Origin of the sequence: Paraburkholderia sp. CNPSo 3281, from assembly GCF_024206515.1 — a bacterium.
Lineage (GTDB): Bacteria > Pseudomonadota > Gammaproteobacteria > Burkholderiales > Burkholderiaceae > Paraburkholderia > Paraburkholderia nodosa.
Window position 1 is genome coordinate 87,867 of the sequence record NZ_JAMBPS010000010.1, and the last position, 24,961, is coordinate 112,827.

The window sequence follows — 24,961 nt, forward strand, 5'->3', positions numbered from 1 at the left end:
AATCGGTACTTAACGGTGCGCGGGCCTGACTCCTCCCTGGCAGCAAACAGCGGACCTGCCTGTGCAACGCAGGTTGTAGATACGGTGAAACGCGATCATACGATTGGCCACGCGCAGTCGCCCGCGAGCAGCAGCTGAGGCTGTTGCTCGAACGCCCATCCGTGCGCCACGCGCTCGAGCACCCACATCATGTCGAACCGGTCGTCGGGCCAGACCGGTGGTACGGCGGGCGTACCCGGCACGTGTGCAATCAGCGACGGCAAGACCTTGTGTTCCCACGCAATGAGGACGACACCTGTTTGCACGAGCACCTCGGCCATGAGCGCCACCCCATCGTCTTTCGAATGCGCCGTTTCGTACTTCACGCGAGCGCTCTCGCGCAGCAGCATGACGAGCGGCTCGACCGTCTGCATCGAGCGTTTGCTCTTGCTGCCTGGCCCAATGCCCGTGGCGAACACCGCCGCGGGCCGCAACCGCCCGTTGCGCTCGTGCCCGGACCCCAAAAACATTCGCGCGAGCGCGCCGGCACGCTGCCAGCCTCGCACTGCAAGGCTGTCTTCGTCGGGCTGGCCATTGGCGTCCACGCCGCCGCCCAGCGCGGCGCCTGGCTTCTCCGCGTGCCGAATGAAAAGAATGCGATGCGGTCCCATCTCGGTCCTCCAGGCAGTCGGCGGGTATTAGCACTTCGCCAATATTGTTCCCACGGTTGCCCTCCTCCCGCGGTCCCCGGGCGTTCGCCCGTGCGGCACGTTTTGTGCTGTTTCGCTTTTGACCCGCCTGCCGCTGCGTGGCTTCGTATGCAGGCTCACCACCAAAACGAGGGTTAGCCATGGATGAAATCGATCGACTGGGGAGTAACGTCGCAGCAGCGCGCGCCGCCGAGCCACCCTATGGACGCCCACGCTCCGCCGTTTCCTGGAGCGCTGTCGTGGCGGGCGCCATGGGCATGGCGGCCTTCGCCCTCATCCTTCTCATGCTCGGCACGGGCCTCGGGCTTTCGTCGCTCTCGCCCTGGCCTGGAAGCGGCGCGCACGCAAAGACGTTCGGCGTGGCGGCCGTCATCTGGATTTGCGTGACGCAGGTGATGTCTGCCGGTCTCGGCGGCTATCTCACGGGGCGCTTGCGTCGGCACTGGCCCGGTATTGGTACAGACGAGACCCACTTCCGCGACACCGTACATGGCTTTCTCGCCTGGGCGCTCGCCACGCTCCTATCCGCCATCTTGTTCAGCGCGGCCATGTCCGGGCTGGCCCGAGAGGGCGTGAGTGCAGGCGCAGAGAACGCATCGCACGTCGCGAGCGGAGCCGTCGCCCTCAATCGCGGCAACGCCCCTGCCGCATATGGCACCTGGCCCATCGGCTATCTGATCGACGGCATGCTGCGTCCGGTCGCGGGCGCCGCCGCATCCGATGCGTGGGGTGCGTCGGGTGCCTCGGGTGCTTCGAGTTCGCCGAATACTATTCATGCCGAACAGGTCTTCGAGACCGCGCAACAGAAGCAGGAGATCGCGCGAATTTTCCTCAACAGTCTGCCTGCGGGCGGGGCGCTTTCAGCTGAGGACACCGAGTACGTAGCGCACATCGTGGCCGAGAAAACCGGGCTCGCACCGGCATATGCCCGCGCACGTGTCAGGACCACCTGGTCGCGCCTGCAGGAAAAGGTCAATGCCGAGGAGAACGCCGCGCGCGCAGCCGTAGAAACGCTCCGCAGGGCCACCGTCCGCGTCACGCTGTGGCTGTTCATTTCGCTGCTCATGGGGGCCTTCTCCGCCAGCCTCATGGCGACGATCGGCGGCAGGATGCGCGAATTTTGACGACTCGGCAATCCCACTACTTTCGATCTGAGAGGAGGCAAACATGCGCTCAATTCTTCTTTTTCTGCTCGGCGTTCCAATTCCGATCATCATCCTTATCGCGCTCCTATGGCATTGACCTGCACACGCACCCCTGTACCCGGACATGGCGGCTGCCACTCGCATTTGCGTGTCTGCTCACTGCAGAAGTCCGGGGCGGGCGCATGTCGCCGCCCAGGAGGCCGTGCATCGCCGCTCCACGCTCGCAGCAGTGGCGCGAGCACCCCGCTGCGCCGCTCGCATCGGCCGAAGAAACCGCGCAGCGGCTGCCCCACGGCGCGCTCATGACGATCGAGGGCAGCCCGCATATGCCCAACTATGCCGAGCCAACACACTTGCCTTCGCGATCACGCCGTTCCTCAAGGCCGACGCCGAGCGCGCAAAGCAAGGGAGCCATTCGAAGGGTAAGCAGGGAGAGAATCATGGACATTCTCGTTGCGCTGTTCGGCGCCGGAAAGGAACTCGATTCGCTGCAGATGGCATTGCGCGCAGCTCTTGCGTTCGTTTGCACACTTGCACTCATCCGCATATCTGGCAGACGGTCGTTTGGCCAGCGTTCGCCTTTTGATTATGTGGTCGCGATCCTGCTCGGCGCGACACTAAGCCGCTTCATTGTCGGCGCCTCGCCCGCGGTAGCAACGTTTGTGGCGTCGCTGGTCCTCGTGCTCATGCATCGGGCGCTCGCATGGCTGTGCGTTCGATACCGATGGCTGGAAACGCTGGTGGTCGGTGTCGAGAGGGAGGTCTACCGCGACGGCACGTTCAACCGCGCCCAGATGTCCGCTGCCCTCATTACGCGCACGGATGTACTCGAGACGGTCCGACAGGAACTCCATGCGACGCAACTAGAAGACGTCGAGGCAGCCATCCTCGAGCGTAACGGAGAAATCAGCCTGATTCGCAGGCGTTCTGCTAGCCCGTAGCCCCGAAACACCGCCGCTATCGCGCCACGCCAGGGGTTCTCGTGGCACCCGCAGCCGACGCGTCCGAGAGCGATTCGAGGGCTTGCTGCCCGTGAAAAATAACGGCAACACAGTATTCCTGCGTGCCAGCGCCGACGCGCTTACCGGGTACCGCGATGGCGCGACGCGGTTGACGGCCAGCGTCGAATGATCTGGCGTTTGGCGCCGTCCTTGCGGAAACGGCCCCATTTGCCGTCTATTCGCGGCATCGACGCCCCAAGCTGAAATGTAGCGGTTTGACCGAACGGTCCAGCGGGCGGCTAAGGCGCGCTATCCGTTGCGCCTGGCGTATTGCGCGTCCTGGCAGTACCCGTTTGAGCACGGAGCCGGACTGAGACTTGCTGCAAATGTGCCATCAGAGCGCAGCCTGGAAAGGGAGACGTGATGGAACGGGAACTCAAACTGAGGATTACCTCCAGGGATCTCGCCAAACTGCGCCGGGCGCCATTGCTCACCCACGGCAAGCGCGGAGGCAGTCCGGCGAAGTTGCTATCCAGTACCTACTTCGATACTCCGGAACTGGCCTTTCACCAGTGCGGAGCGTCGCTTCGAGTGCGTGGCGTCGGACAGCAGCGAATCCAGACACTGAAGTTTGGCGGCTCGGCTCAGGCCGGAATGTTCGACAGGGACGAGTTCGAGACACCCATCGACCGGGACACGCCCGACCTGACGCTGTTGCACGATGTGCTGTCCGCCGCTACGGATTGCGGCCAGCTCGTTCGAGATGAAGCCGTTGCGGCCAACCTCGCGCCGATCTTCGTCACACGGATCAACCGGTCAACGATCGCGCTGCGTACGTCGGCAGGGAACGAAATCGAAGTTGCGCTGGACGAGGGAACCATTGACGCTCGCACAGGTTCCGCCCCCATTGCCGCCGTCGAACTCGAACTCAAGCGTGGCAAGCCGCAGGGACTCTATGCCCTTGCGCTCGAACTCCTGCAGACGGCGCCGCTTCGCATCGACCGTCGCAGCAAGGCCGATGTAGGTTATGGGCTACTTGTCGCGGAGCACGCTGATTGCATAAAAGCCCGGCCTGTGCAGCTCGGGAAGAACGACTCTATCGAGGAAGCGTTCCGTACGATCGCGCACAACTGCCTCGACCAGGTGCACGCCAACGAGCGCGGCGTCGTCTCGGCTCACGATCCAGCGTGTGTCCACCAGATGCGGGTGGGGCTCCGGAGATTGCGCTCGGCGCTCGGCCTGTTCGGCAAAGTGATACCCGCATACGAGGGTCTCGACGGCGAACTCCGTTGGGTCGCATCGGAGCTGGGCTCCGCGCGCGATTGGGAAGTGCTGGCGGGAACCACGCTCGACCGGGCCGGAGCGGACGCACACGCAGACGAAGTGAAGTCTGTGCGGCAGGCATGCCGTCAGCTCGCTAGCGAAAACCGGCAGCGCGCCGCAGCCGCAATCGAATCGGTGCGCTATACCCGACTGGCTCTGGAGCTGACGTTATGGCTGGACACAAAAAAGTGGCGCAACACCATGACCGACGAAGCGCGCGCGGAGATCGAAAAACCCGTTTCGCAGTTCGCTGTAAAAGTCCTGCGCAATCGGCACCGCAAGTTGATCAAGCGCGGCAAGCGGCTTGCCGATCTCGACGATCATCTTCGACATCGTGCGCGCATCGCGGCGAAGAAGGTTCGATATGCGACGGAGTTCTTTGCGTCGTTATGCCCGAAACGCGCTGTGCGGCGCTACGTCGATGCGCTGACGGCGCTTCAGGATGACCTCGGATGGCGCAATGACGCCGTCGTCGCTGAGCGGTTCCTTCAAACGTTGCCGAACACGTTCCCGGAAGCGGCTCGCGGCGCCGCCTTCGCTCGAGGCTATCTCGCTTCGCGCGTCGCGGCCGATCATCGGAAAATGACGAAGCTATGGAAGCGTTTCAGACGGCTTTCCGCGCCGCACTGAGCACCTCTTACGGACCGAATGCGAAGACGACGATGCGTACGGGGCAACGCCGCCGCCGACCAGCAGCGCGCGCTTGCGGTGCGTGCTGCGGCGCTCCTTCCTGCTGGCCGCCCAGGCCATCGAGGCCGATCATGCACCTCTTGCAGAAAAGCCGCGGCGCGCGAGCCTGCACAGGATGCGCCACACGCATGCCACGCACGCGCTCGGCGGCAGTGCGGAACTCGCCACCGTCGGCGACAACCTGCGATACGCTGCTGTCCCGACCCTCTCGAACCATCTGCACACCGACGACGCCGAACTGCACAGCAGATCGGTGACGCGTTTGCCAGGATGAAATGAGTGGCTGGGGACCATATGCGCCTGCTCATGACCAGCTCGCCCGTAACGGCCCGCTGCCACATGTTGGGCGCCCTTTCTGCGGCTATACTCCGGACCTCTCTCCTTCAAATCTTCCCTGCATGAAACGCGTCTCCGTACGGCAGTCTCCCATCCACGGAAAGGGTGTCTTCGCCCTGCAGGCACTTTCCGCCGGCGAACGCATCTTCGAATACAAAGGGCTTGTCACCACCTGGCGCGAAGCGACCCGCGCCTGTGCGCAGCGCACCGACGCCGGACACACTTTTCTCTTCGGATTGTCGGATGGGCGCGTGATTGATGGGGGCCGTGGAGGAAACGGCGCGAGGTGGCTCAACCATGCGTGTATGGCGAACTGCGAGGCGATCGAGAAATCAGGCCGCGTCTATATCGACGCGCTCCGGGACATCCAGCCCGGCGAGGAACTCTTCATCGACTACGCGCTTGAGATCCCGCCGAAAGCGCACGACGATGCGACCCGTGAGTACACCTGTCGTTGCGGCAGCCGACGTTGTCGCGGGACCATGCTCGGTCCGATCCAGGTACGCCGCTCCGACCGTACCCGCCACCGCATATGAGGCTGCACATCCAGACGCCCTGGCCTTGGCTCCGCGGGCGCGCGCGAAGGCGCCCCACGGCGGCGCACCGGGTTCACGTCGAGCGCTGCACGTTACCCCCCAGATCTTCGTGAGTTTAACCGGCGTGCGCGGTCGCTGCGTGAACAGCGCGGACGGCACGGAACCGCTCGAATGGGAGCCATGGTGGAATAATGGGGCATCGACCGATGGAAGCCGATGCCCAAGTGGCCGCACAGGATAATGTTTTACAGAAGGCCACGAACTCCATAAAAACCCGGCTGCCTTCAGACGTCCACCGGATTGTTCACTCCGGGATCACGTCCCGGAAGCTCTCCGGTCGCCAGCCAGTACGGACGGCGGTTGTAGTAGTCATGCAACTGCGTGCCCCACGTCGAATCCGCCATTGATGGCCAGTGATCCTTATCGAAGCCGGGATCGTCCTTGATACGTTGGGCCGGAATGTCGACACGAAAGCACTCCTCGTTGGTGTCCAACGTCAATGCGTTCCAGGGGATCGCGTGAAGGGTGTTGCCCATGCCGAGAAATCCGCCCTCGGCCAGAACTGCGTACGCGACGCGGCCACTACGTACGTCGAGCATGATGTCGGAAATCTTGCCGACATGTTCGCCGTCAGCGGAAATCACCTTGTTGCCGTCGAGCGTGGCCGCGGCCATGATCTCCGGGCCTGGACCTTCGCCGGTGCCCCCGCCGACGATCTGTGCACCGGTGGCTCCTGATTGGGGATGAAGAATAGTCATGGCTGCGCTCCTTTCGGTTAAGAGTTGCGATGACTTCTAGCGCATGCGGTGTGCCACGCCGGGAAACGATCGGCATGTCTTGTCTGGAGAACTTGGCCCCTTCTGGTTGACCCCGTCGGAGCATCCACACCTTGAGACGTTCCAGTCAACGTGTGAAAAGCATGCGGATGTTGCGCGCAATCCAGCCAGTCAGACCTGTGCGCAACACGATGGGCACCACGCGCCTCGGACCAATCAGCAGTGAGCCTAACAAGATGGATCCGAGCACGGTGACGTAAGGCGCGGCCGACAACGCGCGACCAAGGTTCGCCAGGCTAAGCGATTTCGCGCGGGCAGGAGCGTACTCGGCGCCCCGCGAGGCAATATTGGCCGCCAGCAAACGCGAGCGGGTCAGCTCCATGTCGCTGAGCAGGACGGCTTCGGATGTCCGCCGGTTCAAACGGGCGCGACGACTCATTTAAGTGCCTCCTTGAGCGTTTCCAGATCCGCCCGCAGCTCGCCCTTGAGCACTGCAAATGACCGTACTGGCCTTTGCGCGCGGAAAACCAGCAATGCCGTGATCGAAGCGACTAACCAGAGCACCGCTATGCTCCATACGACAGCGAGAAAATAGCGCGTATTCCAGGCGGATGCGATCAGCGCGATACAGAAGAATGAAAGCGCAAATAGCCCACTGACCGCGAGAGCCACGAGCGCGAGGATCTCGCGCGTCACGTACGCGCGGGCCTCGGACAGTTCGAGCGACAGTAGTTGCCCGTAGTCCGTCGTACGGACGGCGAGGAACCGCAATACGTTGCGCCAGCGGTCGAGCTTCGCGTGAATTGTCATGGCCCACCTCGCCCATGCGGTGTGCTCAAAACGCCCGTCGGGTCCGGCGCCGCTTATTCGCGATTCGCGGCCCACAACGCGCCGAGCGCGAAGCCGATGCCCACGGCGATGCCCAGCGTCGCCAGTGGGTTGTCCGCAATCGCCTCGCGCGTCACAACCGCCGCGTCGGTCGCAAGCTGTTTTGACTTACCGCATAGCGCCCTTGCGTTGCCCGACAGCCGCATACTGGCGTCGCCGAGCATTTCGCCGACCGCCTCCTGCGCGTTGGCTGCGAGTTCGCTGACCGCGCTGTCGGTCTTCGTTGATCCCATGCTCATGTCTGTCTCCCAGTCAGTCTGCCTACGCAATGCGCGAAAACCCGCGCAAATCCGCTATTCGACGAGTGCCCATTCCTGCCGGACCAGGCCCCCGAACGGATTTTCCGCGGCTACTACAAATGCCGTGCGACCGGCCCGAAAAACCGCACGGCAGATCCTGGTGCTTCGGCAACCCCGCCCATTTTTGGCCCGGCACCGGCGGCCGTGCGATGCAGCGACGTCGCACTGATGAGTCGATTTCGGCCCGCGCACCGGCCGCCTGCTTCCGCACGATACGGAAAAGCGTCGGCGGCCCGGGCCATCCAGGACGCCAACGGCCATTCAACGCCGCCTGTAGCCGTATAGCAAACTGACGAGGAACAACACGAGGAAGATTACGAAGAGGATCTTGGCAATGCTCGCCGCACCTACCGCGATGCCCCCGAAACCAAAAAATGCCGCGACTATCGCTATCACCAGGAAAACGACCGCATAGTAAAGCATGGTAACTCTCCTCTTTTTGCACTCTCTCCCGTTACGCGATCCTGAAGAGCCGGAAGAGTGTCCGCGCTACGAGGTAGCAGCAACCCGCGTGCCTTGCGTCCGTGTGCCTGGCCGAGCCTGAAAAGAATGCGCAGGTGCCTCGATATGGCGTGCAACCGTTCAAGCGAGAACGGCTCGCGGGGAAGACGCACTCGAAGTCCAGGTCGCCCGGACACAAAGGTTTGATGCTCGATGCCCGTTGCCCGATGCCCTACCTCGGGTCATCGTCCACCATCAGTAGGGTCGTCAATCTGCGCCCCCCGGCACGGCTTCTCAAGAAAGATCAAGAGCGCCGCCTCGTCCGTCTTTAGTCCGCGACGGCGAGCGGCGACAATGAATTGCGCGAGCGCACCGCACTCGAACGCCTCGATCACGGCCGGATGTACATAGCATTTGCGACAGACTGCAGGCGTGTTGCGTAACAGCTGCGCGACTTCCCTGATCGTCGCAACGACGTGGCCGCGCGCTTCCGTGACCGTCTCCCATGTGGGTTTTCGAAGCGCGGCCAGGGCGAACACGCTGCCCGCCCAGGTGCGATAGTCCTTCGCGGTGAAATCGGCGCCCGTTACCTCGCGCAGATAGTCGTTGATATCCGACGAACTGACCGAATGACGCGTGCCATCCGCATCGAGATACTGGAAAAGATCCTGGCCGGGCAGATCCATGCAGTGCTTCACTATGCGGCTAATCTCGGCCTCGACCTCGATGCGCTTGCCCTCCGTCGTCGCACCATCGCCGGGTGTAGCCGCGACGCAGTCGTCCATGTAGCGCAGGCCGGGCGGCAGGCCCTCGCGGCACGCCTGACCGGTCTCCGACGGCGCGTCGATTCTGCCACCACCCCTGCCGGCGGGGCCAGCTTTTGCACCCGTCTCTTTTTTTGGCTGCCATGACCGCCTCGCCTCAACCTTTGCTCAGGAACGTCGTCAAGGCCCTAGCAACGCCCGTGCCCCGGCTCCCCTGGGGCGGTCGACTGCGGCGGAAGCGAGCTGGCCGGTGCCGAAGGGAGACCTCAGGGCGGGGCACCGGTCGCCCATCTCACCACACCCGGCGGCGCGCAATCGCGCATCCTTGGCATTAAGGCGCACCCGTCGGCGGCACGCCCGACAACCTCATACGGCGCGTTTGAAACCCGATTGTTCCGGATCGCCAGGCGATGCCCGAAGAGCAGGCAATCGTCGGGGCAACGTTCGCGCTGGCATTCTTCCCGCGCATAAAAACCATCCGCATTTCCGGAACAGTGCGCCCTCCTCACGGCACGCCCGTTGCGAGAAGCGAAACAGCGGCAGCACTTCACCAGCACTCGCTGCCGCCCGAATAGTGGTCGAGCATGAATCCGAGGGAGTGCCCATGGCCAACGTGCTGCTCGTCGACGACGACCCCGAGAACGTCTGGCCACTTGCGCTTGCGCTGGAGGAAGATGGTCACCGGGTGACCGTTCTGGCTGGCGCACACACTGCCATCGCTTTCATGCGCCGGGAAGTCGTTCAGTGTCTCATTACCGACTATCAGATGCCGGACATCGACGGCATCGAGCTGTGCCAGATGGTGCGGGCCCATCCCGCCTTCGCGCAATTGCCCATCGTGCTGCTTTCTGCGGTTCCGGAGCCCGACTGGTGCCCCCGGTGCTGGTCCCGGTTCCTGCGAAAGCCAGTGCAGGTGAGCGAGCTGCTCGAGGCCGTGGATGCGTATGTCGCGGCGCGTCTGACCAGCGCCGAGTCCCGCTCTCCTTCCTGGCACATGGGGGAAAGATTCCAACACCTGGCGCCGGCGAGGTGGGCGCCCGTGAATACTGCCTGCGGACCGTAGCGGGGAGCGCGTTCAAAAGCTGGGACCTCCGCAGTGAGCGCCGCATGCGCTTGTGGCAGCACCACCGGTCTCGTGTGGAGTCGGCTGACCCGGTCTTGAAAGGGTGTGAGCGAACCATGCGAATAATCATCGAAGCAAGGTTGGCAGACGAAGAGAGCGTTACGCCCGGCCAGACCGATGGGGTGATGGCCGTGATTAAGCGTCGTGACTTTAGTCTTGCCGACGTGCGCCTCACTCTTGCGCAAGGACGGTCGATACTGGCAAGGGGTTGCAGGCCGGCGAAATCGAAACAAGTGCAGTGCCGGCGTAAACGGAAGCGCGCAAAAACCGGGGGGCGAGTTATTTCTTCAGGATTCCTTCTTCTGGTCATGCGGCAGCCGGCTGATGGTCGGCATGCCCTTGCGGGGACGGACGTTGTTGGACAGCGTGCGCGCGTTGCTCCTCAGGTAACTGGAAACGGTGTTCACGTTCCAGTACAGCGTTTTGAATTCGTAGACCCGATCCGCTTTGCGGAGCATCGGGGACGGCGGCGCAGCATTCCAGTCAGGTGGCTTCTCGCCAGTCGACGATTGGGGCTTGCCGGTCCCTACGTCAGCGAAGTGTCCAATGAACGTCCTTGTTCTGGAAAGTACAACGGGAACAGCACCATTCAGCTCCGCAGCCCGGGCAGTGGTAGTGCTGGATGCGTACGCTGCCGAGATATGCCGGTTCGCCGACATCGCGTAGAGGGTGTGTCACGTCGAAATCGGGATGGCTCAGCAGAAGACTGCAGGACGCGCAAAGATGTGATGGATCGCTAATCATTTTCATTCCCTCAGCTTTACACGCAGCTCTTCGAATGACTTCTGGCGGGAGACCTCGCGTGTCATCAGGAAACCCAGGGCATCGCGGATACCCGGATCGTCCGTGACATTGGTCAGCCGCTCATAGACGATCTTTGCCCGTGCCTCGGCGGCGATGTTCGAGTGCAGGTCAGCTGTCGGCTCACCGATCGTGTCGATGTAGCCCGCGCTCCACGGCACGCCGGCCGAGTTGACCAGCGCGGGGCCGCCCCCGAACAGGACCGGAGTGACGTGGCTGTCGTTACCGGCGCCGTTGAGCTTTCGGTTGAGTTCTGTCAAACAGCATGTCCTTGCGGCCGGGATCCTCTTCGGAAACCGCCTGGGTGAAATACGGCATCGCGGCGGCAAGTTCTTCCTGAGGGCCGCCGAACTGCTCCAGAAGCAGATTGGCGAGACCGGCGTTGGCCACGTCAACGCGCACGGTGTACTGCGGCTTTCTGTTGTGCATGAACATGCGAATCTCCAGGGCTTTTACCGTGGATTACTAACGACCGGATAGCCGGCCGTCCGGAAGTCCCTGTCGCGTGGCTTATTGCTTTCCGGAAGCCTTTGCGCCGCCTGCCGACTCGGCGAACTTCGACAGCTTCAGATCGGTAGCCTTTTCCTCCTCAAGCGTTTCCTTGAGCAGCTTCACCGCCGCGCCGTGGCCGAGCAGCTTGCCGAGTGCACAGAGGCTGCCGTACGCCGCTATCTCGTAGTGCTCCACCTTCTGTGCGGCCGCAATGAGACCCGCATCGAGCACCGGGCCCTTTTCGATTTCCTCGATCAGTTCGTCCGCTTCCTCGATGAGACCTTCCATCGCGACGCACTTCATGCGCTTCAGGCGGAATCCCGTGACTTCGACCGCCTTGTCGATGCGCTCGATCTGACCGTGCGTCTCTTCCAGGTGCGTCTTGAACGCCTCCGAAAGCTGCGGGTCGGTCACGGTGCGCGACAGCTTCGCGAGGGCGCGGGTCAGCTGCTTTTCCGCGCTGTAAATGTCCGACAGCATGTGGACGAACAGGTCATCCAACGTCTTTCTCTGGCTCATGATCACCTCCGTGGTAGGGTGAGGCGTCCTCCGCAACGGTCATTCCTGCGGCGACACCCGGTGACATAACGGATGCGGATAGTTGGCGATGTCCCGGTCCAAAGGGTGGACTTCCGATGCAACGGCTCAGTAGAAGCGAAGGCTTTTGCAACTGCGCGCGGGACCAGGCTGGGAGTGTCCTTTCATCGCATGGCTCCGGAGGCTCAAAGGAGGACCGATGGGGGTGGGAACACCCGCAAGCGTTATGCCTCCTGACACGAACGCACCGGAGCGAGGTCCGACTGACTGATTCCCTCTTCTAAAGCTGCATTCAGGCACGGCCGTTGCGGAAGGGATGCGCGCGTCCGGCGCGAACATATTGGGAGAGGTGTCATGAACAAGGACCACGTGAAAGGCGAAGCTGAAGAGCTCAAAGGCAAGGCAAATGAAGTCGCTGGAAAAGTGACCGGAAACAAGTCCCAGGAACTCAAGGGCGATGTCCAGCAGGGAGCGGGTGAAGCACAAAAGAAGGCAGGCGACCTGAAGGACGCCGCGAAGGATGCCGCCGATGACCTCGAGGAGGACCGCGAGTAAGGCGAGCGTGGCATCGCGCGTGCGGGTGGCGCAAACTGCCCGCACGCCTTCGTGCAACTCAAGCTGGAGGCCCATCCCAGCCTTGTGAGGCGAAGCACCGCGCCGGGACGGCGAAGCGCGGTTATCCAGCATACTGCATGGCCGACTTTTGGACCGGATCACATCGACGCGCATCGTCGTTCCGCCCTCGCGAAGATCGCCCGCTGGGATCAAGAATACGTTTTGCGTGCGTACCGCTCAGGACCTGCGCGTCATCAGGACACCTTGACGCAAGCCCCGCAACTCATGAAGAAAACAGATCGCGTCAGTAGAGCAGGCATCGGGCTTCGGCATCCGCTCCCGGGATGGCGCTCGAATATCCGGTTGAACTCCGCGACGAGCGGACGGGCACGTTCGGGCAGCTGCGCTATCGCACCGCGATATCCGTCGTGCGCTCGCCTGATCGCGGAGGCGGCGCCTGCGATTCGTCAGCCCCGCCTGTATCGGCCTTTGGCCTTCGGCGCGGCGAGCCCTCAGGGTGAAGCGACTGGAGGAGCGTCTCTCCTTTGCCGGTCAGATACGCGCGTCGTGCGCCGGCAGCACAATGTTCGAGCATGACCAGCTGGCGCTCCAGCAGCGCGTCGAGCTCGGCGCGGTTCATGTCGAGCTGGTCCGGCGCCTGGCGGACCAGCATCAGGGTTGCAAATTCGTGTGGACTGAGCATTTCCGTCTCCTGAAGACCTCAAACTAAAGCAGGGGCGCGGTGAAGAAAAACGACACATGGTGCACAGCGCATTCGGGCCGCGTCGCGACGCAGCGACGCACCTTCATGCGACCAGCCCCGGCGATACCGTGCCTGCGAGACAGCCCGAATTGATGGCGCGTATCGCATATTCCGTCGTTTGCCGGTGCGCCTCGTCCGCGCTTGCCCAGTGCTGGGCGTAACGCGGCAGGTGCCACTTCGTGATCATGTGCTCGCCGCGCCGGATGCGGACCAGGGCCATGTAACTGTCCGGGACGCTCCCTGGCAGCGCGCAGTGCCTTACGGGAAATGCGCGGGTCTCGATCGTGAAACCCTTCCAGCTTTTGCTTGCTGTGTTGTCCATGGGTGCCTCCACGTGGCCCGTGAGGCAGCGCAGGCCCGGCGGCCTGCGCTGCATGGCTTGAGCCGTTCGTGCGCATACGTCTAGCCAACGCTCACCTCGATGCGCCGCGGCTTCGCCTCCTCCCGGCGGGGAATGGTGAGCTTCAGGACACCATCGCGCAGCTGCGCGTCGATGCGCGACACGTCGAAGTCCGGGCTGAGCGTGAAGGCGCGCCAGAAGTGCGGATGGCGCACTTCAGCGTGCTGCAGGCGCAGCCCGGATGGCGTAGGAATCACCGCCTCCGCCTCGATGTTCAGACTGCCGTCCTGCACACGCACGTCGAGCTTTTCGCGCGGCACGCCTGGCAGGTCGGCATACAGCGTGATGCCGCGGCTGTCCTCGAATACGTCAACTGCAGGCGCGATCCGGGTGAGCTGCTTCGCTGCTTCGGCACCCTCCCGCGAGGCAACCTCCGTTCCCGCACGACGGGTGGCCAGTTCAGTGCTGTCGTTCATGATGTCCTCCGTGATTCTGTGTATCGGGTGGCTTACTGGACAGTGATGGCACGTGGCTTCGAGGCCTCAGAACGTCCGACGCTGACCGTCAGGCAACCGTTCACGTAGCGCGCGTTGACCTTGTCAGGATCCGCGTGCTGGGGCAGCTCGATCACCCGCCGGAACGCGCCCATGAAACGCTCCCTGGCATAGACGCGCGCCTCGTCCCCGACTTCGGTCTCCGGGGGCCTGCGTTCGCCACTGATCGTCAGCAGTCCCTTGTCGATCGAGACATCGATCGAAGCCGGATGCAGACCCGGCGCGAACGCGACGATCTCAACGCTGTCGTCAGTACTGCCTATGTTGATGGAAGGAAAGGTTTCACTGCGCATGGCGCGCAGGCTCGCGGGAAGTCCCGCGAAGACGCTGGCCATCTGCCGTTGCAGGCGGTCGAATTCGCCCAGCAGATCGGTGCTGAAAAAGAGATCGCTCATGACTGGCTCCTTGAAACCGGGGCCTCTCACGAAGCTTCGAACCGGACCACGCGCTCCAGTCCGCCTGCCCGTGGGATAGCCCCGCCGACAAACAAATCGAAACACGCAGCGCTAATCGCGACTGCCTGAGCGATGGATAAAATAGCGCAAGGAACGGAAATTTCAAGGGGCCCTGCAACATGTCTTTCGGGGAGTCTTATGGTTCTTTTCGATACGCTTCAGGAACGGATCGACAGCGCGCGCCTGCCGCTCTTTGTCGTCACGCTCACGGCGGCTGCGCAGGTGAATACGCCGGTTCTCGCGATACTCCACTGGCACGCATTCCGGCGCGCGACACCGCTCGTCCTCCGCCCCGTCCCGCCTGCGCCCTGCAGCCCGCATCGCCGCAGCCGCACGGTTTATCGCCTTGGGGCGGTCCATCGCATCCTGCTGCCGCACTGAAACAATTTGTTACAAAGAGGCATTTTCGCATCCCTTGAAGCGCCCAAGGGGCGCCCCTATTTCGCTTTCCGCCAGACATTGGCTCGGCTGCACGGAGGCAAATCACGCGCCCCGTTACCCGCAGCCGGATTCCCTTATTGGTGATCCTTTAATCGCGCAGGAGATGGAAATGCAGATTCGTCCCCTCTACGACCGGGTTATCGTCAAGCGAATCGAAACGCAGCGGACGACGGCCTCGGGCATCGTGATTCCCGATTCAGCGGCAGAAAAACCAGAACAGGGCGAAGTCGTTGCGGTCGGCAGCGGCCGGCCGCTGCAGGATGGAACGCTGCGCGCGCTCCAGCTGAAAGTCGGTGACCAGGTGCTCTTCGGCAAATACGCAGGCCAGACCGTCAAGGTCGATGGCGAGGAACTCCTCGTCATGCGCGAGGAAGACGTCATGGGCGTCCTCGAGGCTGACGCCGGCGCCGCCCGCAAGGCCGCCTGATCATCCGACCGGTCGCGGACACCCGCCCGGTCGTTCGCGACGTGTCGAGTCAACGACTTTACCCGGAGCAACAACATGAGTGCAAAAGACGTCAAGTTCCACGACAGCGCCCGCGCCCGTATCGTCAACGGCGTGAACGTGCTCGCCGATGCCGTCAAGGTCACGCTTGGGCCCAAAGGCCGCAATGTGCTGATCGAACGCGGCTTCGGCGCGCCGACCATCACCAAGGATGGTGTGTCGGTCGCAAAGGAAATCGAACTGAAGGACCGCTTCGAGAACATGGGCGCGCAGGTAGTCAAGCAGGTCGCGTCGAAGACCGCCGATGTGGCCGGCGATGGCACCACCACGGCCACCGTGCTCGCGCAGGCGATCGTGCAGGAGGGCATGAAGCACGTCGCGGCGGGCATGAATCCGATGGACCTCAAACGCGGTATCGACAGGGCCGTGGCCGCCGTGCTCGACGAGTTGCGCAAGCTCTCCAGGCCGATTTCCACCAACCGCGAAATCGCCCAGGTCGGATCGATCTCGGCAAATTCCGACGAATCGATCGGGAAAATCATCGCCGACGCGATGGAGCGCGTCGGCAAGGAAGGCGTAATCACCGTTGAAGACGGCAAGTCGCTCGAGAACGAGCTCGATGTGGTCGAAGGGATGCAGTTCGACCGTGGTTACGTGAGCCCCTACTTCATCAACGATCCGGAAAAGCAGGCCGCGCACCTCGACGATGCACTGATCCTGCTGCACGACAAAAAGATCTCGAATATCCGGGATCTGCTGCCGGTTCTCGAAGCGACCTCAAAGGCCGGCAAGCCCCTGCTGATCGTCGCGGAAGACATCGATGGTGAAGCACTGGCCACGCTCGTGGTCAACGCGATGCGAGGCATCCTGAAGGTCGCGGCCGTCAAGGCGCCAGGGTTCGGTGATCGCCGCAAGGCCATGCTCGAGGATATCGCGATCCTCACTGGCGCGACCGTGATCTCCGGGGAAACCGGCAAGCAACTGCAGAAGGCCGCGCTGGAAGATCTCGGACGTGCGAAACGTGTTGAAGTCCGCAAGGACGAGACGATCATCATCGACGGCGCGGGTGAGGAGAAGCGCATCCAGGAGCGCGTATGGTCGATTCGCAGGCAGATCGAGGACACGACGAGCGACTACGATCGCGAGAAGCTCCAGGAGCGTCTGGCGAAGCTTGCGGGAGGCGTGGCCGTCATCAGGGTCGGTGCAGCGACTGAAGTCGAGATGAAGGAGAAAAAGGACCGCGTCGACGATGCACTGCATGCCACGCGTGCGGCAGTCGAGGAAGGGATCGTACCTGGCGGCGGGGTAGCGCTGCTGCGCGCGCGCGAGGCGGTGTCCACTCTTAAGGGCGTGAACGGCGATCAGGACGCGGGCATCCGCATCGTGCAGCGCGCGCTCGAGTCGCCGCTGCGTGTCATCGCCGCGAACGCCGGTGACGAGCCTTCTGTGGTCATCGCGAAGGTGCTCGCAGGCAAGTGCAATTTTGGCTACAACGCCGCTACCGGTGAGTACGGTGATCTCGTCGAAGCGGGCGTGGTCGATCCGACCAAGGTCACGCGCACCGCACTACAGAATGCGGCGTCGATTGCCGGGCTGATCCTGACGACGGACGCGACGATCGCCGACGCACCGAAGGACGAAAAGCCAGTGCAGGCGAGCGCGCCGGAACTGGAATACTGACCGCATCGGTCTTGCTGTGTGCACCGCTCACCTGGCCCGGGCGCTGCGTTTCCTTCGGCCCCGCTCTTTCTGTCTTCGCGGGGGCGGTGCCGCTTTTTACCTGGGACTGCCATGAAACTCGAACTTCGCATTGATTCAAGACCGCTCGACATCGAGCTCGATGACGTCGTGGCGGGACTGCTGGCCGTACGGCTCGGCCTGCCAGCAGGCGAGGACAACCGGGACGTCCTCGCGCGCTATCTGAGCGAGAAGGGCGAGCCCTGGATTCTGGACGAGGAACACATGCGCCGACGCATCCTGCGCCGGCTGATCCTGGACATCGCCGACCCGGCGCTCGTAATCCGCCATCTCATGGCTGACCAGTGACCCTTGCGCCTGTGCGGTCAGTGGCGAAGCTTCCCCCCGGGATACTCGGGCGCGACTTCCTCACGTTCCTGCAACTCTCTGTTGGTGATGAGATTCGCGCCGCCCAGGCCATCGACGATTCCGCGCTGCGCCAGGCGATGCGCGCCGTCCGCTGCGGGTCCATGCGTGCAGCGCGACCGCCGATGAAGGTCTTCTTCGATGGATGCCAGTGCTGGCTCGCCAGTCATCTTCACCGTTGCGAGGCAGCCCACCGTGTGGGCGCCCGCCACCAGGAGTTCTGGTGGGATGACCTTGATTCCATGTGGCGACGAGCGGTGTGACGAACGCCGCATCCGACGCGCGCACCCAGAAGGAAATGCCATCATCGGCCTGTGCGTGGGTCGCGGCGAAACAGATCCAGCACTCCGCCTGGCCTGGTCGCCGCCTGTCGAAGCCAGCAATGGCGGCCTGTTCGTATCGCGCGGCGTGGGCGTGCATCCGTCGCGGCGCATCCAGTCATACGAGTTGATCTATGTCCGGCAGGGCTGCCTCGAACTGCACGAGGACGGCAAACATTTCGAGGTGAATGCGGGGGAAACGTTATTGCTCTGGCCGGGCCGGCGGCACGTCGCCGTTTGCCCCTGATCTCAAGTTTTACTGGGTGCATTTCACGTTGCCCGAAACGCCGCTTTCCGCTTCCGCATGCCGTGAGTGGCTCGAGATTCCGCAGCACGCGCGGGTCGAGCGGCCCGATCATTTATCGGGCATGTTCCAGCGTCTCCTGAACGACCAGCAAATCTACGGCGTCCAGCCATTGCCGGACAGCCTCACGATCGTGCAGATGCTCTGGGAACTGAAGCGCTCGCGCGTGGCGGCCACCGCTGTCGACGGCGCGCCGCAGCAATTGGCGGCAAGTGCCGAGCGGTGGATTCGCACGCACTTTCACGAGCCGATCAGCGCGTCGTCGATTGCGGCGCACCTCGGCTGCAACGCGGACTATCCAGGACGGGTTTATCGCGCCGTCTATGGCCGCACGCTGACCGACGCCGTCCATGAACGTCGTATGCTGCACGCCGCCATCGTACTTGCCGAAGACCGGTTGACGATCGCGCAGGTCGCCTACGAATGCGGATTCGAAGACAGCGGCTATTTCCGGAGGCTGTTCAAGAAGAGTAAAGGCATGACGCCGAATGCATTCCGGCGGCTGCACTTGCGCGTTCACGTCAATACAGCCTGACACGCGCGGAAGGCCGGGATACCTGCGCCAGATCGGTTCGATGTGACGACGGCACCCGGGCCATTCCATTTCGCATCATTCGTCCTTAGCGGATCCCGCGCTTGATCAGCGGAATGAGCGAGTCGATCGTCGCGGGTGTCTGGACGCCTGCGCCGGTGTTGATGGTCAGTCCCGCGAAGTGATAAGCCGCCGAGAGCACGCACTGCGTGACCGGCAGAAAGCCCTGCAGATAGAGTTGCTGGTCGAGCGTCGCGGTAAGGTATTTGCTCTGCAGACCGGAAATCGTGGCGGGCGCCAGATCGATACCGCCCACGATGATTTGCCCCGGCTTCTTGCCGGCCTGCTGGAGCGCCTGCGGAATGAACCCGGTCACGCCGCCGTGCTGGGTGCCAATCGCCTTCAGATCAGGGTGCGCCTGAATAAAGGCGACCAGGATCGGCACGGCCAGCGATGAATCGGAATCCACCTGGGGCGAGATATTGAGCCGGGTCACCTTCACGCCGGCCTTTTCCAGCGTCTCGGCAAGACCGCGGTCGGACTGGCTGCGCACGCTCTCGTTGAAAACACCATATTCGAGCGCCTCGTCGCCCTTCTTGAGCCCGGCGTTGAGCATGGCCTGCGCGGTGATCTGGCCGCCTACGTAGAGTTCGACGCCGGCGTAGCCGAAGCCCTTCGCGTCGTAGAGCTTCTGGTTGTCGGGTAGCGGCGTGTTGCCGACGGTCACGATGATGCCCTGGTCCACCGCCTGCTTGATCAGTGGGGCGAAGGCCGGATCGCCCGGGTGGCCCATGATGCCGATACACGTCGGCTTTGCCGCCATCGCCTGGCGAAACTGCGCAAGCATCGTCTCCGGGCTCCAGGCCGAGAATTGCTCGATCACCTTGATGCCGAAGGCATGTCCCGCATCCGCCGCCCCGGTCTGACGTGGCAGCGTCGCGCCATCGCCGGGGTTTCCGCCCATCTGCATATACATCGTCATACCGGCGCCGAGCTGGCCTGACGTGGTCGGATCGGTGGCACCAGCGTTCGGCGAGAGGCCGAACGCAAGCACGCCCGCCCCCAGGAGGAACCCAGTCATGATCTTGTTCATTTCCGCTCCTATCTCCTGATTTAACGGCTTTATCGCCGCCCAAGCCTCAATCTTTCGCGCAGCGCGCGCAGCCTGGCGGGATTCTCGACCAACAAATGCAGGATCACGGCGACGATGAACACCACCCCTTCGATCGCCTGAACCCAGAAGCCGGCGATACCGGTCGCAACGATTCCTGCCTCCAGCATGCCAATCACGAAAGTGCCGAAGAATGTGCCCACGATCGTCGCCGTGCCGCCGAACACCGAGGTTCCGCCGATGAACACGCCGGCCAGCGCCGGCAGCAGGTAGCCTTGCCCCTGAGTCGAGAAGTAGTTCAGATTCTCGAGCGTGAGCAGGACCGTGGCGAAACCGGCCAGCACCCCCATCAGCGTGAACAGTTTCACCGTCTCACGCAGCACGTTGATGCCCACGACCTTCGCCACGTTGCGGTTATCTCCGATGAACAGCACGTGCTCGCCGAAACGGTGGCGATTGAGGATGAACCACATGAACACGGCGAGGCCGAGCGCCCAGAGCGCTTGCATCGGGATCAAACCGAACAGCGTGCCCGTGAATACTGCATAGGCTGAACCGCTGGCGAGCTGCTGCAGAGCATAGGAGAGCCCGCCGGAAAGGATCGATGCGACACCGGCCCAGAGGAACTGTGTGCCAATCGTCACGATGATGGACGGCATGCCGACCACGGCGACCAACACCCCGTTCACCACGCCGACCAGCGCACCGCCCGCCAACGCCGCAATAATGGCTAGCCAGGCGGATCCGGTGGTGTTCACGCACCAGGCGAACAGAAAGCCCGAGAATGCCATCACCGAGGGGAAAGACAGATCGATCTCCCCTGCCGCAATCACCAGCGTCAGCCCGATTGCCAGCACCACCAGCGGCGGCACGGTGGTCAGGAAGGAGAAGTAGATTGGCCAGCCCAAAAAGACGCGTGGCGCGGTTGCCATGAACAGGCCGACCACCAGCGCAAATACGACCAGGCTCGGCAATCCCTCCATGCGGGCAAAACCCGGCAGGCGCAAACCCACCAGGCGCACCGGCCGCTTTTCTTTTATCGGATCGCTCACGTCCTTGTCCCCGCAACCGGCGCCGGGCCGTGCCCGCTTTGCTGTAGCGAAATCAGGAACCGCGTCAGGTCTTCGAGGCTCATTTCACCTGACTTGATGTCCGCGACGATGCGGCCGCGATCGAGCACGACCAGCCGATCGGCGAGTTCGTGCACATGAGCGAGGTTATGTTCGATGTAGATGCAGGCGCGGCCGGACTCCTTAATGGAGCGCACAAAGTCGAGAACCTTGCGCACCTCGCTGATGGCAAGCGCCACCGTGGGTTCATCGAGAATGATCAGATCGCTGTCGAAATGCATCGCCCGTCCGATCGCGACGCCCTGGCGCTCGCCACCGGAAAGTTTCGCGATCAACGAATCCGCGTCAATCCCCACGCCGCGAAAACCGAGTTGTTGCTTCAGAATATCGTTGGCTATGCGCCGCTCTTCGGCAACATTGATAAAACCGAATCGGTTGGTGATCTGCCGGCCGACAAAAAAATTACGCCACAGCGGCTGCTTCTCGCCGAGCGATTTCTCCTGATACACCGTCTCGAAGCGCAACCGGTGCGCCTCGCGCACGGAAAAGCGGCTCCAGTCGACCTCCTCGTCGCGGATGAACAGCTTGCCCGTGCTCGGCCGCACGACCCCGGTCAGCACCTTGATGAGCGTCGATTTACCCGCGCCGTTATCGCCGATCAGGCCGACGATCTCGTTGCGGCCAATGGCGAGGTCGATGCCGGAAAGCGCGCGTATCTTGCCGTAGGACAGGCTGATGCCCTGCGCGCGCACGATATGCCGCCAGTCGCTCGTCGCGCGCGTGGCATCGCTCGCCGTCACGCTACGCTCCGGCGTAAATGACCTACAGGGATGTTGTGTACGACGATAGCCATAAAACTTTCCCCTTGCTTATCGATCGCCGCATCAACTTACATTGGAAAGTCTCTGGAATTCAGCAAGATTTACAGTCTAGTTCAAGAATCGCCTGACGAGACCCCTTATTTCATCGGGAAACCACTAGTCCTCGGCATCTGAATAACGGAATGTAAGGGATTCAGACGCGCCACAATTGATAGCAAACTTTGCGCATCTCCTCTGACACGGCAACTCGTGCAGGAGGCACGACAGCGCCGTTCGCTACCACGGCATCGAGGTCGACAACGAGTTTGAGATGGTCAACAATCACCGGGCCCGCCTATGCCAGTTTCGACCGCCACGAATGAATCAACCTGAATTCACACTTCGCGCAGCGACGCCCGCCGACGAGCCATTTCTGTTCGAATTACGCAGGGCAACGATGAACGAGCACCTGGAACGCGCGGGCGAAGCGACCGACGAGCGCGCGCATTGGGAGCGTCTGCGCTATCGCTACAACGACGCTTATGTCATCTGTTGCGGCTCGGAAAAACTCGGACTCTTCAAATTCTTTCGCGACCCGGACGCATGGACCATCGTGCAAATCCAGATCCTGCCCGAACATCAGGGTCGCGGTATCGCGGCCCATATTCTCGGTGATTTTCTACGCCAGGCGGACGACGCTCGCGTACCGGTCAAACTCAGCGTTCTGAAGGGAAATCGGGCGATAAGCCTTTACCAGCGCTTCGCGTTTCAGGTGGTCGATGCGACTGACACGTCGTTGCTGATGAGGCGGCGGTAACGCCGCCCAAGGAGGCGCTCGCGTCCGCTTGCTGCAGCCTCGCCCTCGACCGGCCGATGGCGGTGGCGTGCCGCGAGCACCTGCGATGCGGTCGTTTGCCGGCCGAAGGTATCGGGCGGAAGCCGGCAGTGTCCACAAGGCCTGGGCCCCCAGTCCGCCCAGGCCGCCCCCGCCTCAGTGCATATCGCCAACGACAACGCGTGCCGACAACGCGTTCGTATCACGCGACGACGACGCGGCGCGGATCTCGTAGCTTCCGCCATGCACCTGCCACGCGTGCGTGGTGGCGTTCCACGTCGCGAGGCGCCGCGCCGGGATGACGACGCTCACCTGTTGCGACTGCCCAGGCCGCAAGGCGACCTTCGTCCATCCCACCAGGCGCTGCGGCGGCTCGCCCAGACCCGGCGGCAGCGTGGCGTACACCTGGGCGACTTCGGCGCCGGCACGCGAGCCCGTGTTGGCGACGGTGAACGAGGCGATTACGTTGCCGCCCTGATCGGTATGCGTCCTGAGCCCCGAGTACGAGAAAGTCGTATAGGAAAGCCCATAGCCAAACGGGAACAACGGGTCGATGTTTTTCGCATCGTACCAACGGTACCCCATCAGGAGTCCTTCGCTATAGACAACGTTCAGGTTGTTGGGGTCGATGGTCGGCTGCGGCAGATCGGCTTCCTGGCGCGGGAACGTGATCGGCAGCTTCGCGGACGGATTCACGTCGCCGAACAGAATGTCCGCGATCGCCTGGCCGCCTTGCACACCCGGATACCACGCTTCCACGACGCCGTGAACGCTGGCGAGCCACGGCATCGTGACGGGACTGCCGTTCTCCAGCACCACGATGATCCGTTTGGCCTTCGCAGCCACCGCGTTGATCAGCGCATTCTGGTCGTAAAGCTGATTGCTCGGGTCCGCCTTGTTGTCCGGCAAGGACAGGTTCGCCAGATCCGTGCCCTCGCTTTCCCATTGCGTGGCAAACACGATCGCGACATCGGCGCTGGCGGCTGCGCTAGCCGCGGCGGTGGCGTTCGTGCCGTCGAAGTACGTCACCGTGGCCTGAGGCGCCTTGGCCTTGATCGCGTTGTACGGCGAGGACTTGTACCAGGTCGCGCAATTCGAAAGCAGCGGGTTGCCGGACTGGCATCCCGACACCGCATTGCCGTCTGCCGCGGGCACGCCTCCCGACCCGCCTCCGGACATCACGCCGACATCGGCATGGCCGCCGATCACGACGACCGAGTGCAGGCCGCCGGCGGCGAGCGGAAGGACCGGCTGGTTGCTGCCCGACGCCGGTCCATTCTTCAGTAGAACGATCGACTCGTGCGCCACCGCCAGCGCGTCACGGTTGCCAGCCGTCTGGTCGACCGAGCCGCCTGGGGTTGGCGGGTTGTCCATGACGCCAAGGGCGATCATGGTGCGCAGCTTGCGAAAGACCATGTCATTCAGACGGGCGACCGGAACGCTACCGGCCTGGACCGCGGCCTTGAGCGCGCTGCTGAAATACGACTGAATGCCGAAGCCCGCCCCAGCCGTGCCGAGATCGCCTGGCTGCTCTTCGTCGAGACCCGCCATCGCGGAGGCGACGGTACTATGGTTGGCCGTCCAGTCCGACTGCACTTTGCCCTTGAATCCCCACTCCTGCTTCAGGATGGTCGTGAGGAGTTCCGGGTTTTGGCAGGCATACACGCCGTTGACCAGGTTGTACGAGCACATCACGTTGCCAGGGTGCCCCTCGCGCACGGCAATCTCGAAGGCGAGCAGCTCCGTTTCCCGCATCGTCCTTTCGTCGACCACCGAATTGCTCGTCATCCGGTTCGTTTCCTGGTCGTTCATCGCGTAGTGCTTCACCGTTGCGATCACATCCTGCGACTGCGTGCCCATGGTGCGCGCGGCGCTCATCGTGCCGGTCAGGACGGGGTCCTCGCCCATGTACTCGAACGTGCGGCCGTCGCGCGGCTCACGAGCGAGATTGACGCCGCCACCCAGTCCTTCCGCATAGCCGAGCACGCGCAGCTCACGGGCAATACGCGTCCCGTAGGCCCCCGCGAGCGCCACGTCCCAGCTCGAGGCGAGCCCGATCGGTGCGGGAAAGGCCGTGGTATGCGCGTTCTGCACGTTCACGCCGCCAGCCGAATCCGCCGTGGCCAACGGCGGAATGCCCAGACGGCTGACGCCGGGGATATAACCGGCGCCCTGCACCCACGAAGGAAACGGGCCGCCCAGCCCGACAGTGGGAATGCCCGTTCCGTGCACCAACTGGATCTTTTCGTCGAGCGTCAGTTGCGAGACCAGGACTGCCGCGCGCCTGTCGGCCTGGTCGCCCTTCACCTTCCAGTCAAAGGCCGGCTGTGACGCACCCGAAGCATGGGAAAAGAACTGCTCCACCATCGAAAATGGGCTGGCGCCCCATGTATTGCTGCTGGCGGCTTGATCCGCGTACGCCACGGAGCCGGCACACAACGCGCCGGCGACTGCAACCGCTATTTGCTTCGCATTCCTCACCGTGTCTCTCCTGTTTTGCCGATTGCATGAGCGATGACCCGCGGGATTGCGGGACCGTAATCGGACTACAT

Annotated in this window: 31 protein-coding genes and 2 pseudogenes; 15 read left to right on the forward strand and 18 right to left on the reverse strand. The window is 62.9% G+C overall.

The features are described 5' to 3' along the window. Positions 1-95 precede the first annotated feature (95 nt). Positions 96-650 carry a phosphoglycerate mutase family protein gene (locus M3I56_RS13655; RefSeq protein ID WP_254354396.1) on the reverse strand — a complete coding sequence of 185 codons (555 nt, stop codon included), beginning with the start codon at positions 648-650 and terminating at the stop codon, positions 96-98. A gap of 179 nt (positions 651-829) precedes the next feature. On the opposite strand from M3I56_RS13655, the gene M3I56_RS13660 reads away from it, so the two are divergent. From M3I56_RS13660 to M3I56_RS13680, 5 genes are all read left to right on the forward strand, one after another. Next, positions 830-1,813: a hypothetical protein gene (locus M3I56_RS13660; RefSeq protein ID WP_254354397.1), complete on the forward strand. Its 984-nt coding sequence runs from the start codon at positions 830-832 to the stop codon at positions 1,811-1,813. Between the two features lie 461 nt (positions 1,814-2,274). Next, positions 2,275-2,775 carry a DUF421 domain-containing protein gene (locus tag M3I56_RS13665; protein ID WP_254354398.1) on the forward strand — a complete coding sequence of 167 codons (501 nt, stop codon included), beginning with the start codon at positions 2,275-2,277 and terminating at the stop codon, positions 2,773-2,775. Between the two features lie 423 nt (positions 2,776-3,198). Next, positions 3,199-4,728, forward strand: a complete 1,530-nt coding sequence (locus M3I56_RS13670; protein ID WP_254354399.1) for a CYTH and CHAD domain-containing protein — start codon at positions 3,199-3,201, stop codon at positions 4,726-4,728. 73 nt (positions 4,729-4,801) lie between these two features. Beyond that, positions 4,802-5,062, forward strand: a complete 261-nt coding sequence (locus M3I56_RS13675; RefSeq protein WP_309249154.1) for a hypothetical protein — start codon at positions 4,802-4,804, stop codon at positions 5,060-5,062. A gap of 124 nt (positions 5,063-5,186) precedes the next feature. Continuing rightward, positions 5,187-5,660, forward strand: a complete 474-nt coding sequence (locus M3I56_RS13680) for an SET domain-containing protein (protein WP_254354400.1) — start codon at positions 5,187-5,189, stop codon at positions 5,658-5,660. A 284-nt stretch (positions 5,661-5,944) separates the two neighbouring features. Here M3I56_RS13680 and M3I56_RS13685 read toward each other — a convergent pair whose 3' ends face one another. The 6 genes and pseudogenes from M3I56_RS13685 to M3I56_RS13710 all read right to left on the reverse strand — a co-directional run. After that, the gene (locus M3I56_RS13685) at positions 5,945-6,418 is read right to left on the reverse strand and encodes a PRC-barrel domain-containing protein (protein ID WP_254354401.1); all 474 of its coding nucleotides are present in this window, start codon (positions 6,416-6,418) and stop codon (positions 5,945-5,947) included. A 145-nt stretch (positions 6,419-6,563) separates the two neighbouring features. Then, entirely contained in the window at positions 6,564-6,875 is a 312-nt protein-coding gene (locus M3I56_RS13690; RefSeq protein ID WP_254354402.1) for a hypothetical protein, read from the reverse strand. Continuing rightward, a complete protein-coding gene (locus M3I56_RS13695) occupies positions 6,872-7,246 on the reverse strand; it encodes a phage holin family protein (protein ID WP_254354403.1) in 375 nt (124 codons plus the stop codon). The genes M3I56_RS13690 and M3I56_RS13695 overlap by 4 nt, the downstream gene beginning before the upstream one ends. 53 nt (positions 7,247-7,299) lie before the next feature. After that, a complete protein-coding gene (locus M3I56_RS13700) occupies positions 7,300-7,563 on the reverse strand; it encodes a DUF883 C-terminal domain-containing protein (RefSeq protein WP_254354404.1) in 264 nt (87 codons plus the stop codon). Between the two features lie 321 nt (positions 7,564-7,884). Further along, the gene (locus tag M3I56_RS13705) at positions 7,885-8,046 is read right to left on the reverse strand and encodes a DUF1328 domain-containing protein (protein WP_254354405.1); all 162 of its coding nucleotides are present in this window, start codon (positions 8,044-8,046) and stop codon (positions 7,885-7,887) included. A gap of 308 nt (positions 8,047-8,354) precedes the next feature. Further along, positions 8,355-8,783 (reverse strand): annotated as a pseudogene (locus M3I56_RS13710) (DNA topoisomerase IB); the annotation flags it as partial. Between the two features lie 649 nt (positions 8,784-9,432). On the opposite strand from M3I56_RS13710, the gene M3I56_RS13715 reads away from it, so the two are divergent. Then, entirely contained in the window at positions 9,433-9,891 is a 459-nt protein-coding gene (locus M3I56_RS13715) for a PleD family two-component system response regulator (RefSeq protein WP_254354406.1), read from the forward strand. 347 nt (positions 9,892-10,238) lie between these two features. Here M3I56_RS13715 and M3I56_RS13720 read toward each other — a convergent pair whose 3' ends face one another. From M3I56_RS13720 to M3I56_RS13730, 3 genes and pseudogenes are all read right to left on the reverse strand, one after another. Beyond that, on the reverse strand, positions 10,239-10,409 hold the full coding sequence (locus M3I56_RS13720; RefSeq protein WP_254354407.1) for a hypothetical protein: 171 nt from the start codon (positions 10,407-10,409) through the stop codon (positions 10,239-10,241). A 312-nt stretch (positions 10,410-10,721) separates the two neighbouring features. Further along, a pseudogene (locus tag M3I56_RS13725) lies at positions 10,722-11,187 on the reverse strand (manganese catalase family protein); the annotation flags it as partial. A 75-nt stretch (positions 11,188-11,262) separates the two neighbouring features. Beyond that, entirely contained in the window at positions 11,263-11,763 is a 501-nt protein-coding gene (locus tag M3I56_RS13730) for a ferritin-like domain-containing protein (RefSeq protein ID WP_254354408.1), read from the reverse strand. Positions 11,764-12,135: 372 nt separating this feature from the next. Between M3I56_RS13730 and M3I56_RS13735 the strand changes: the two genes are divergently transcribed. After that, positions 12,136-12,336: a CsbD family protein gene (locus M3I56_RS13735; protein ID WP_254354409.1), complete on the forward strand. Its 201-nt coding sequence runs from the start codon at positions 12,136-12,138 to the stop codon at positions 12,334-12,336. A 406-nt stretch (positions 12,337-12,742) separates the two neighbouring features. Here M3I56_RS13735 and M3I56_RS13740 read toward each other — a convergent pair whose 3' ends face one another. The 4 genes from M3I56_RS13740 to M3I56_RS13755 all read right to left on the reverse strand — a co-directional run bounded on the left by M3I56_RS13740 (position 12,743) and on the right by M3I56_RS13755 (position 14,388). Continuing rightward, positions 12,743-13,039: a hypothetical protein gene (locus tag M3I56_RS13740; protein WP_254354410.1), complete on the reverse strand. Its 297-nt coding sequence runs from the start codon at positions 13,037-13,039 to the stop codon at positions 12,743-12,745. Positions 13,040-13,142: 103 nt separating this feature from the next. Next, complete coding sequence (locus M3I56_RS13745) at positions 13,143-13,319, reverse strand: hypothetical protein (RefSeq protein WP_254354411.1); 177 nt, start codon at positions 13,317-13,319, stop codon at positions 13,143-13,145. Positions 13,320-13,501: 182 nt separating this feature from the next. Continuing rightward, positions 13,502-13,915: an Hsp20/alpha crystallin family protein gene (locus M3I56_RS13750; RefSeq protein WP_254354412.1), complete on the reverse strand. Its 414-nt coding sequence runs from the start codon at positions 13,913-13,915 to the stop codon at positions 13,502-13,504. A 32-nt stretch (positions 13,916-13,947) separates the two neighbouring features. Next, complete coding sequence (locus M3I56_RS13755; protein WP_254354413.1) at positions 13,948-14,388, reverse strand: Hsp20/alpha crystallin family protein; 441 nt, start codon at positions 14,386-14,388, stop codon at positions 13,948-13,950. A gap of 198 nt (positions 14,389-14,586) precedes the next feature. On the opposite strand from M3I56_RS13755, the gene M3I56_RS41630 reads away from it, so the two are divergent. From M3I56_RS41630 to M3I56_RS13790, 7 genes are all read left to right on the forward strand, one after another. Next, complete coding sequence (locus M3I56_RS41630) at positions 14,587-14,829, forward strand: hypothetical protein (protein WP_375541723.1); 243 nt, start codon at positions 14,587-14,589, stop codon at positions 14,827-14,829. Positions 14,830-14,998: 169 nt separating this feature from the next. Next, the gene (gene groES / locus M3I56_RS13765) at positions 14,999-15,316 is read left to right on the forward strand and encodes a co-chaperone GroES (RefSeq protein ID WP_254354414.1); all 318 of its coding nucleotides are present in this window, start codon (positions 14,999-15,001) and stop codon (positions 15,314-15,316) included. 75 nt (positions 15,317-15,391) lie between these two features. Further along, a complete protein-coding gene (groL, locus tag M3I56_RS13770; RefSeq protein WP_254354415.1) occupies positions 15,392-17,014 on the forward strand; it encodes a chaperonin GroEL in 1,623 nt (540 codons plus the stop codon). A 111-nt stretch (positions 17,015-17,125) separates the two neighbouring features. Further along, positions 17,126-17,380: a hypothetical protein gene (locus M3I56_RS13775; protein WP_254354416.1), complete on the forward strand. Its 255-nt coding sequence runs from the start codon at positions 17,126-17,128 to the stop codon at positions 17,378-17,380. Positions 17,381-17,400: 20 nt separating this feature from the next. Further along, positions 17,401-17,700, forward strand: a complete 300-nt coding sequence (locus M3I56_RS13780) for a hypothetical protein (protein ID WP_254354417.1) — start codon at positions 17,401-17,403, stop codon at positions 17,698-17,700. Continuing rightward, positions 17,666-18,004, forward strand: coding sequence for a cupin domain-containing protein (locus M3I56_RS13785; protein WP_254354418.1), 339 nt, complete (start codon positions 17,666-17,668; stop codon positions 18,002-18,004). Before M3I56_RS13780 ends, M3I56_RS13785 begins: the two co-directional genes overlap by 35 nt. A gap of 16 nt (positions 18,005-18,020) precedes the next feature. Next, on the forward strand, positions 18,021-18,596 hold the full coding sequence (locus M3I56_RS13790; RefSeq protein ID WP_254354419.1) for an AraC family transcriptional regulator: 576 nt from the start codon (positions 18,021-18,023) through the stop codon (positions 18,594-18,596). 85 nt (positions 18,597-18,681) lie between these two features. Here the strand turns inward: M3I56_RS13790 and M3I56_RS13795 are convergent, their stop codons facing one another. From M3I56_RS13795 to M3I56_RS13805, 3 genes are read right to left on the reverse strand one after another with little or no spacing between them, the layout of a single operon-like run. Continuing rightward, positions 18,682-19,686: a substrate-binding domain-containing protein gene (locus M3I56_RS13795; RefSeq protein WP_254354420.1), complete on the reverse strand. Its 1,005-nt coding sequence runs from the start codon at positions 19,684-19,686 to the stop codon at positions 18,682-18,684. A 29-nt stretch (positions 19,687-19,715) separates the two neighbouring features. Continuing rightward, complete coding sequence (locus tag M3I56_RS13800) at positions 19,716-20,756, reverse strand: ABC transporter permease (RefSeq protein ID WP_254354421.1); 1,041 nt, start codon at positions 20,754-20,756, stop codon at positions 19,716-19,718. Then, positions 20,753-21,574: an ATP-binding cassette domain-containing protein gene (locus tag M3I56_RS13805; RefSeq protein ID WP_254354422.1), complete on the reverse strand. Its 822-nt coding sequence runs from the start codon at positions 21,572-21,574 to the stop codon at positions 20,753-20,755. Before M3I56_RS13805 ends, M3I56_RS13800 begins: the two co-directional genes overlap by 4 nt. A gap of 379 nt (positions 21,575-21,953) precedes the next feature. Here M3I56_RS13805 and M3I56_RS13810 point away from each other — a divergent pair, with 379 nt between their 5' ends. Beyond that, positions 21,954-22,391, forward strand: coding sequence for an N-acetyltransferase (locus tag M3I56_RS13810; protein ID WP_254354423.1), 438 nt, complete (start codon positions 21,954-21,956; stop codon positions 22,389-22,391). Positions 22,392-22,565: 174 nt separating this feature from the next. On the opposite strand, the gene M3I56_RS13815 is transcribed toward M3I56_RS13810, so the two are convergent. After that, entirely contained in the window at positions 22,566-24,890 is a 2,325-nt protein-coding gene (locus M3I56_RS13815) for a glycoside hydrolase family 3 C-terminal domain-containing protein (RefSeq protein WP_254354424.1), read from the reverse strand. Positions 24,891-24,961: the final 71 nt, after the last annotated feature.

Coding starts and splice junctions, on each gene's coding strand:
- M3I56_RS13655 (WP_254354396.1), bottom strand. CDS start 650: ATGGGACCGCATCGCATTCTTTTCATTCGGCACGCGGAGAAGCCAGGC.
- M3I56_RS13660 (WP_254354397.1), top strand. CDS start 830: ATGGATGAAATCGATCGACTGGGGAGTAACGTCGCAGCAGCGCGCGCC.
- M3I56_RS13665 (WP_254354398.1), top strand. CDS start 2,275: ATGGACATTCTCGTTGCGCTGTTCGGCGCCGGAAAGGAACTCGATTCG.
- M3I56_RS13670 (WP_254354399.1), top strand. CDS start 3,199: ATGGAACGGGAACTCAAACTGAGGATTACCTCCAGGGATCTCGCCAAA.
- M3I56_RS13680 (WP_254354400.1), top strand. CDS start 5,187: ATGAAACGCGTCTCCGTACGGCAGTCTCCCATCCACGGAAAGGGTGTC.
- M3I56_RS13685 (WP_254354401.1), bottom strand. CDS start 6,418: ATGACTATTCTTCATCCCCAATCAGGAGCCACCGGTGCACAGATCGTC.
- M3I56_RS13690 (WP_254354402.1), bottom strand. CDS start 6,875: ATGAGTCGTCGCGCCCGTTTGAACCGGCGGACATCCGAAGCCGTCCTG.
- M3I56_RS13695 (WP_254354403.1), bottom strand. CDS start 7,246: ATGACAATTCACGCGAAGCTCGACCGCTGGCGCAACGTATTGCGGTTC.
- M3I56_RS13700 (WP_254354404.1), bottom strand. CDS start 7,563: ATGAGCATGGGATCAACGAAGACCGACAGCGCGGTCAGCGAACTCGCA.
- M3I56_RS13705 (WP_254354405.1), bottom strand. CDS start 8,046: ATGCTTTACTATGCGGTCGTTTTCCTGGTGATAGCGATAGTCGCGGCA.
- M3I56_RS13715 (WP_254354406.1), top strand. CDS start 9,433: ATGGCCAACGTGCTGCTCGTCGACGACGACCCCGAGAACGTCTGGCCA.
- M3I56_RS13720 (WP_254354407.1), bottom strand. CDS start 10,409: ATGCTCCGCAAAGCGGATCGGGTCTACGAATTCAAAACGCTGTACTGG.
- M3I56_RS13730 (WP_254354408.1), bottom strand. CDS start 11,763: ATGAGCCAGAGAAAGACGTTGGATGACCTGTTCGTCCACATGCTGTCG.
- M3I56_RS13735 (WP_254354409.1), top strand. CDS start 12,136: ATGAACAAGGACCACGTGAAAGGCGAAGCTGAAGAGCTCAAAGGCAAG.
- M3I56_RS13740 (WP_254354410.1), bottom strand. CDS start 13,039: ATGCTCAGTCCACACGAATTTGCAACCCTGATGCTGGTCCGCCAGGCG.
- M3I56_RS13745 (WP_254354411.1), bottom strand. CDS start 13,319: ATGGCCCTGGTCCGCATCCGGCGCGGCGAGCACATGATCACGAAGTGG.
- M3I56_RS13750 (WP_254354412.1), bottom strand. CDS start 13,915: ATGAACGACAGCACTGAACTGGCCACCCGTCGTGCGGGAACGGAGGTT.
- M3I56_RS13755 (WP_254354413.1), bottom strand. CDS start 14,388: ATGAGCGATCTCTTTTTCAGCACCGATCTGCTGGGCGAATTCGACCGC.
- M3I56_RS41630 (WP_375541723.1), top strand. CDS start 14,587: ATGGTTCTTTTCGATACGCTTCAGGAACGGATCGACAGCGCGCGCCTG.
- groES (WP_254354414.1), top strand. CDS start 14,999: ATGCAGATTCGTCCCCTCTACGACCGGGTTATCGTCAAGCGAATCGAA.
- groL (WP_254354415.1), top strand. CDS start 15,392: ATGAGTGCAAAAGACGTCAAGTTCCACGACAGCGCCCGCGCCCGTATC.
- M3I56_RS13775 (WP_254354416.1), top strand. CDS start 17,126: ATGAAACTCGAACTTCGCATTGATTCAAGACCGCTCGACATCGAGCTC.
- M3I56_RS13785 (WP_254354418.1), top strand. CDS start 17,666: ATGACCTTGATTCCATGTGGCGACGAGCGGTGTGACGAACGCCGCATC.
- M3I56_RS13795 (WP_254354420.1), bottom strand. CDS start 19,686: ATGAACAAGATCATGACTGGGTTCCTCCTGGGGGCGGGCGTGCTTGCG.
- M3I56_RS13810 (WP_254354423.1), top strand. CDS start 21,954: ATGAATCAACCTGAATTCACACTTCGCGCAGCGACGCCCGCCGACGAG.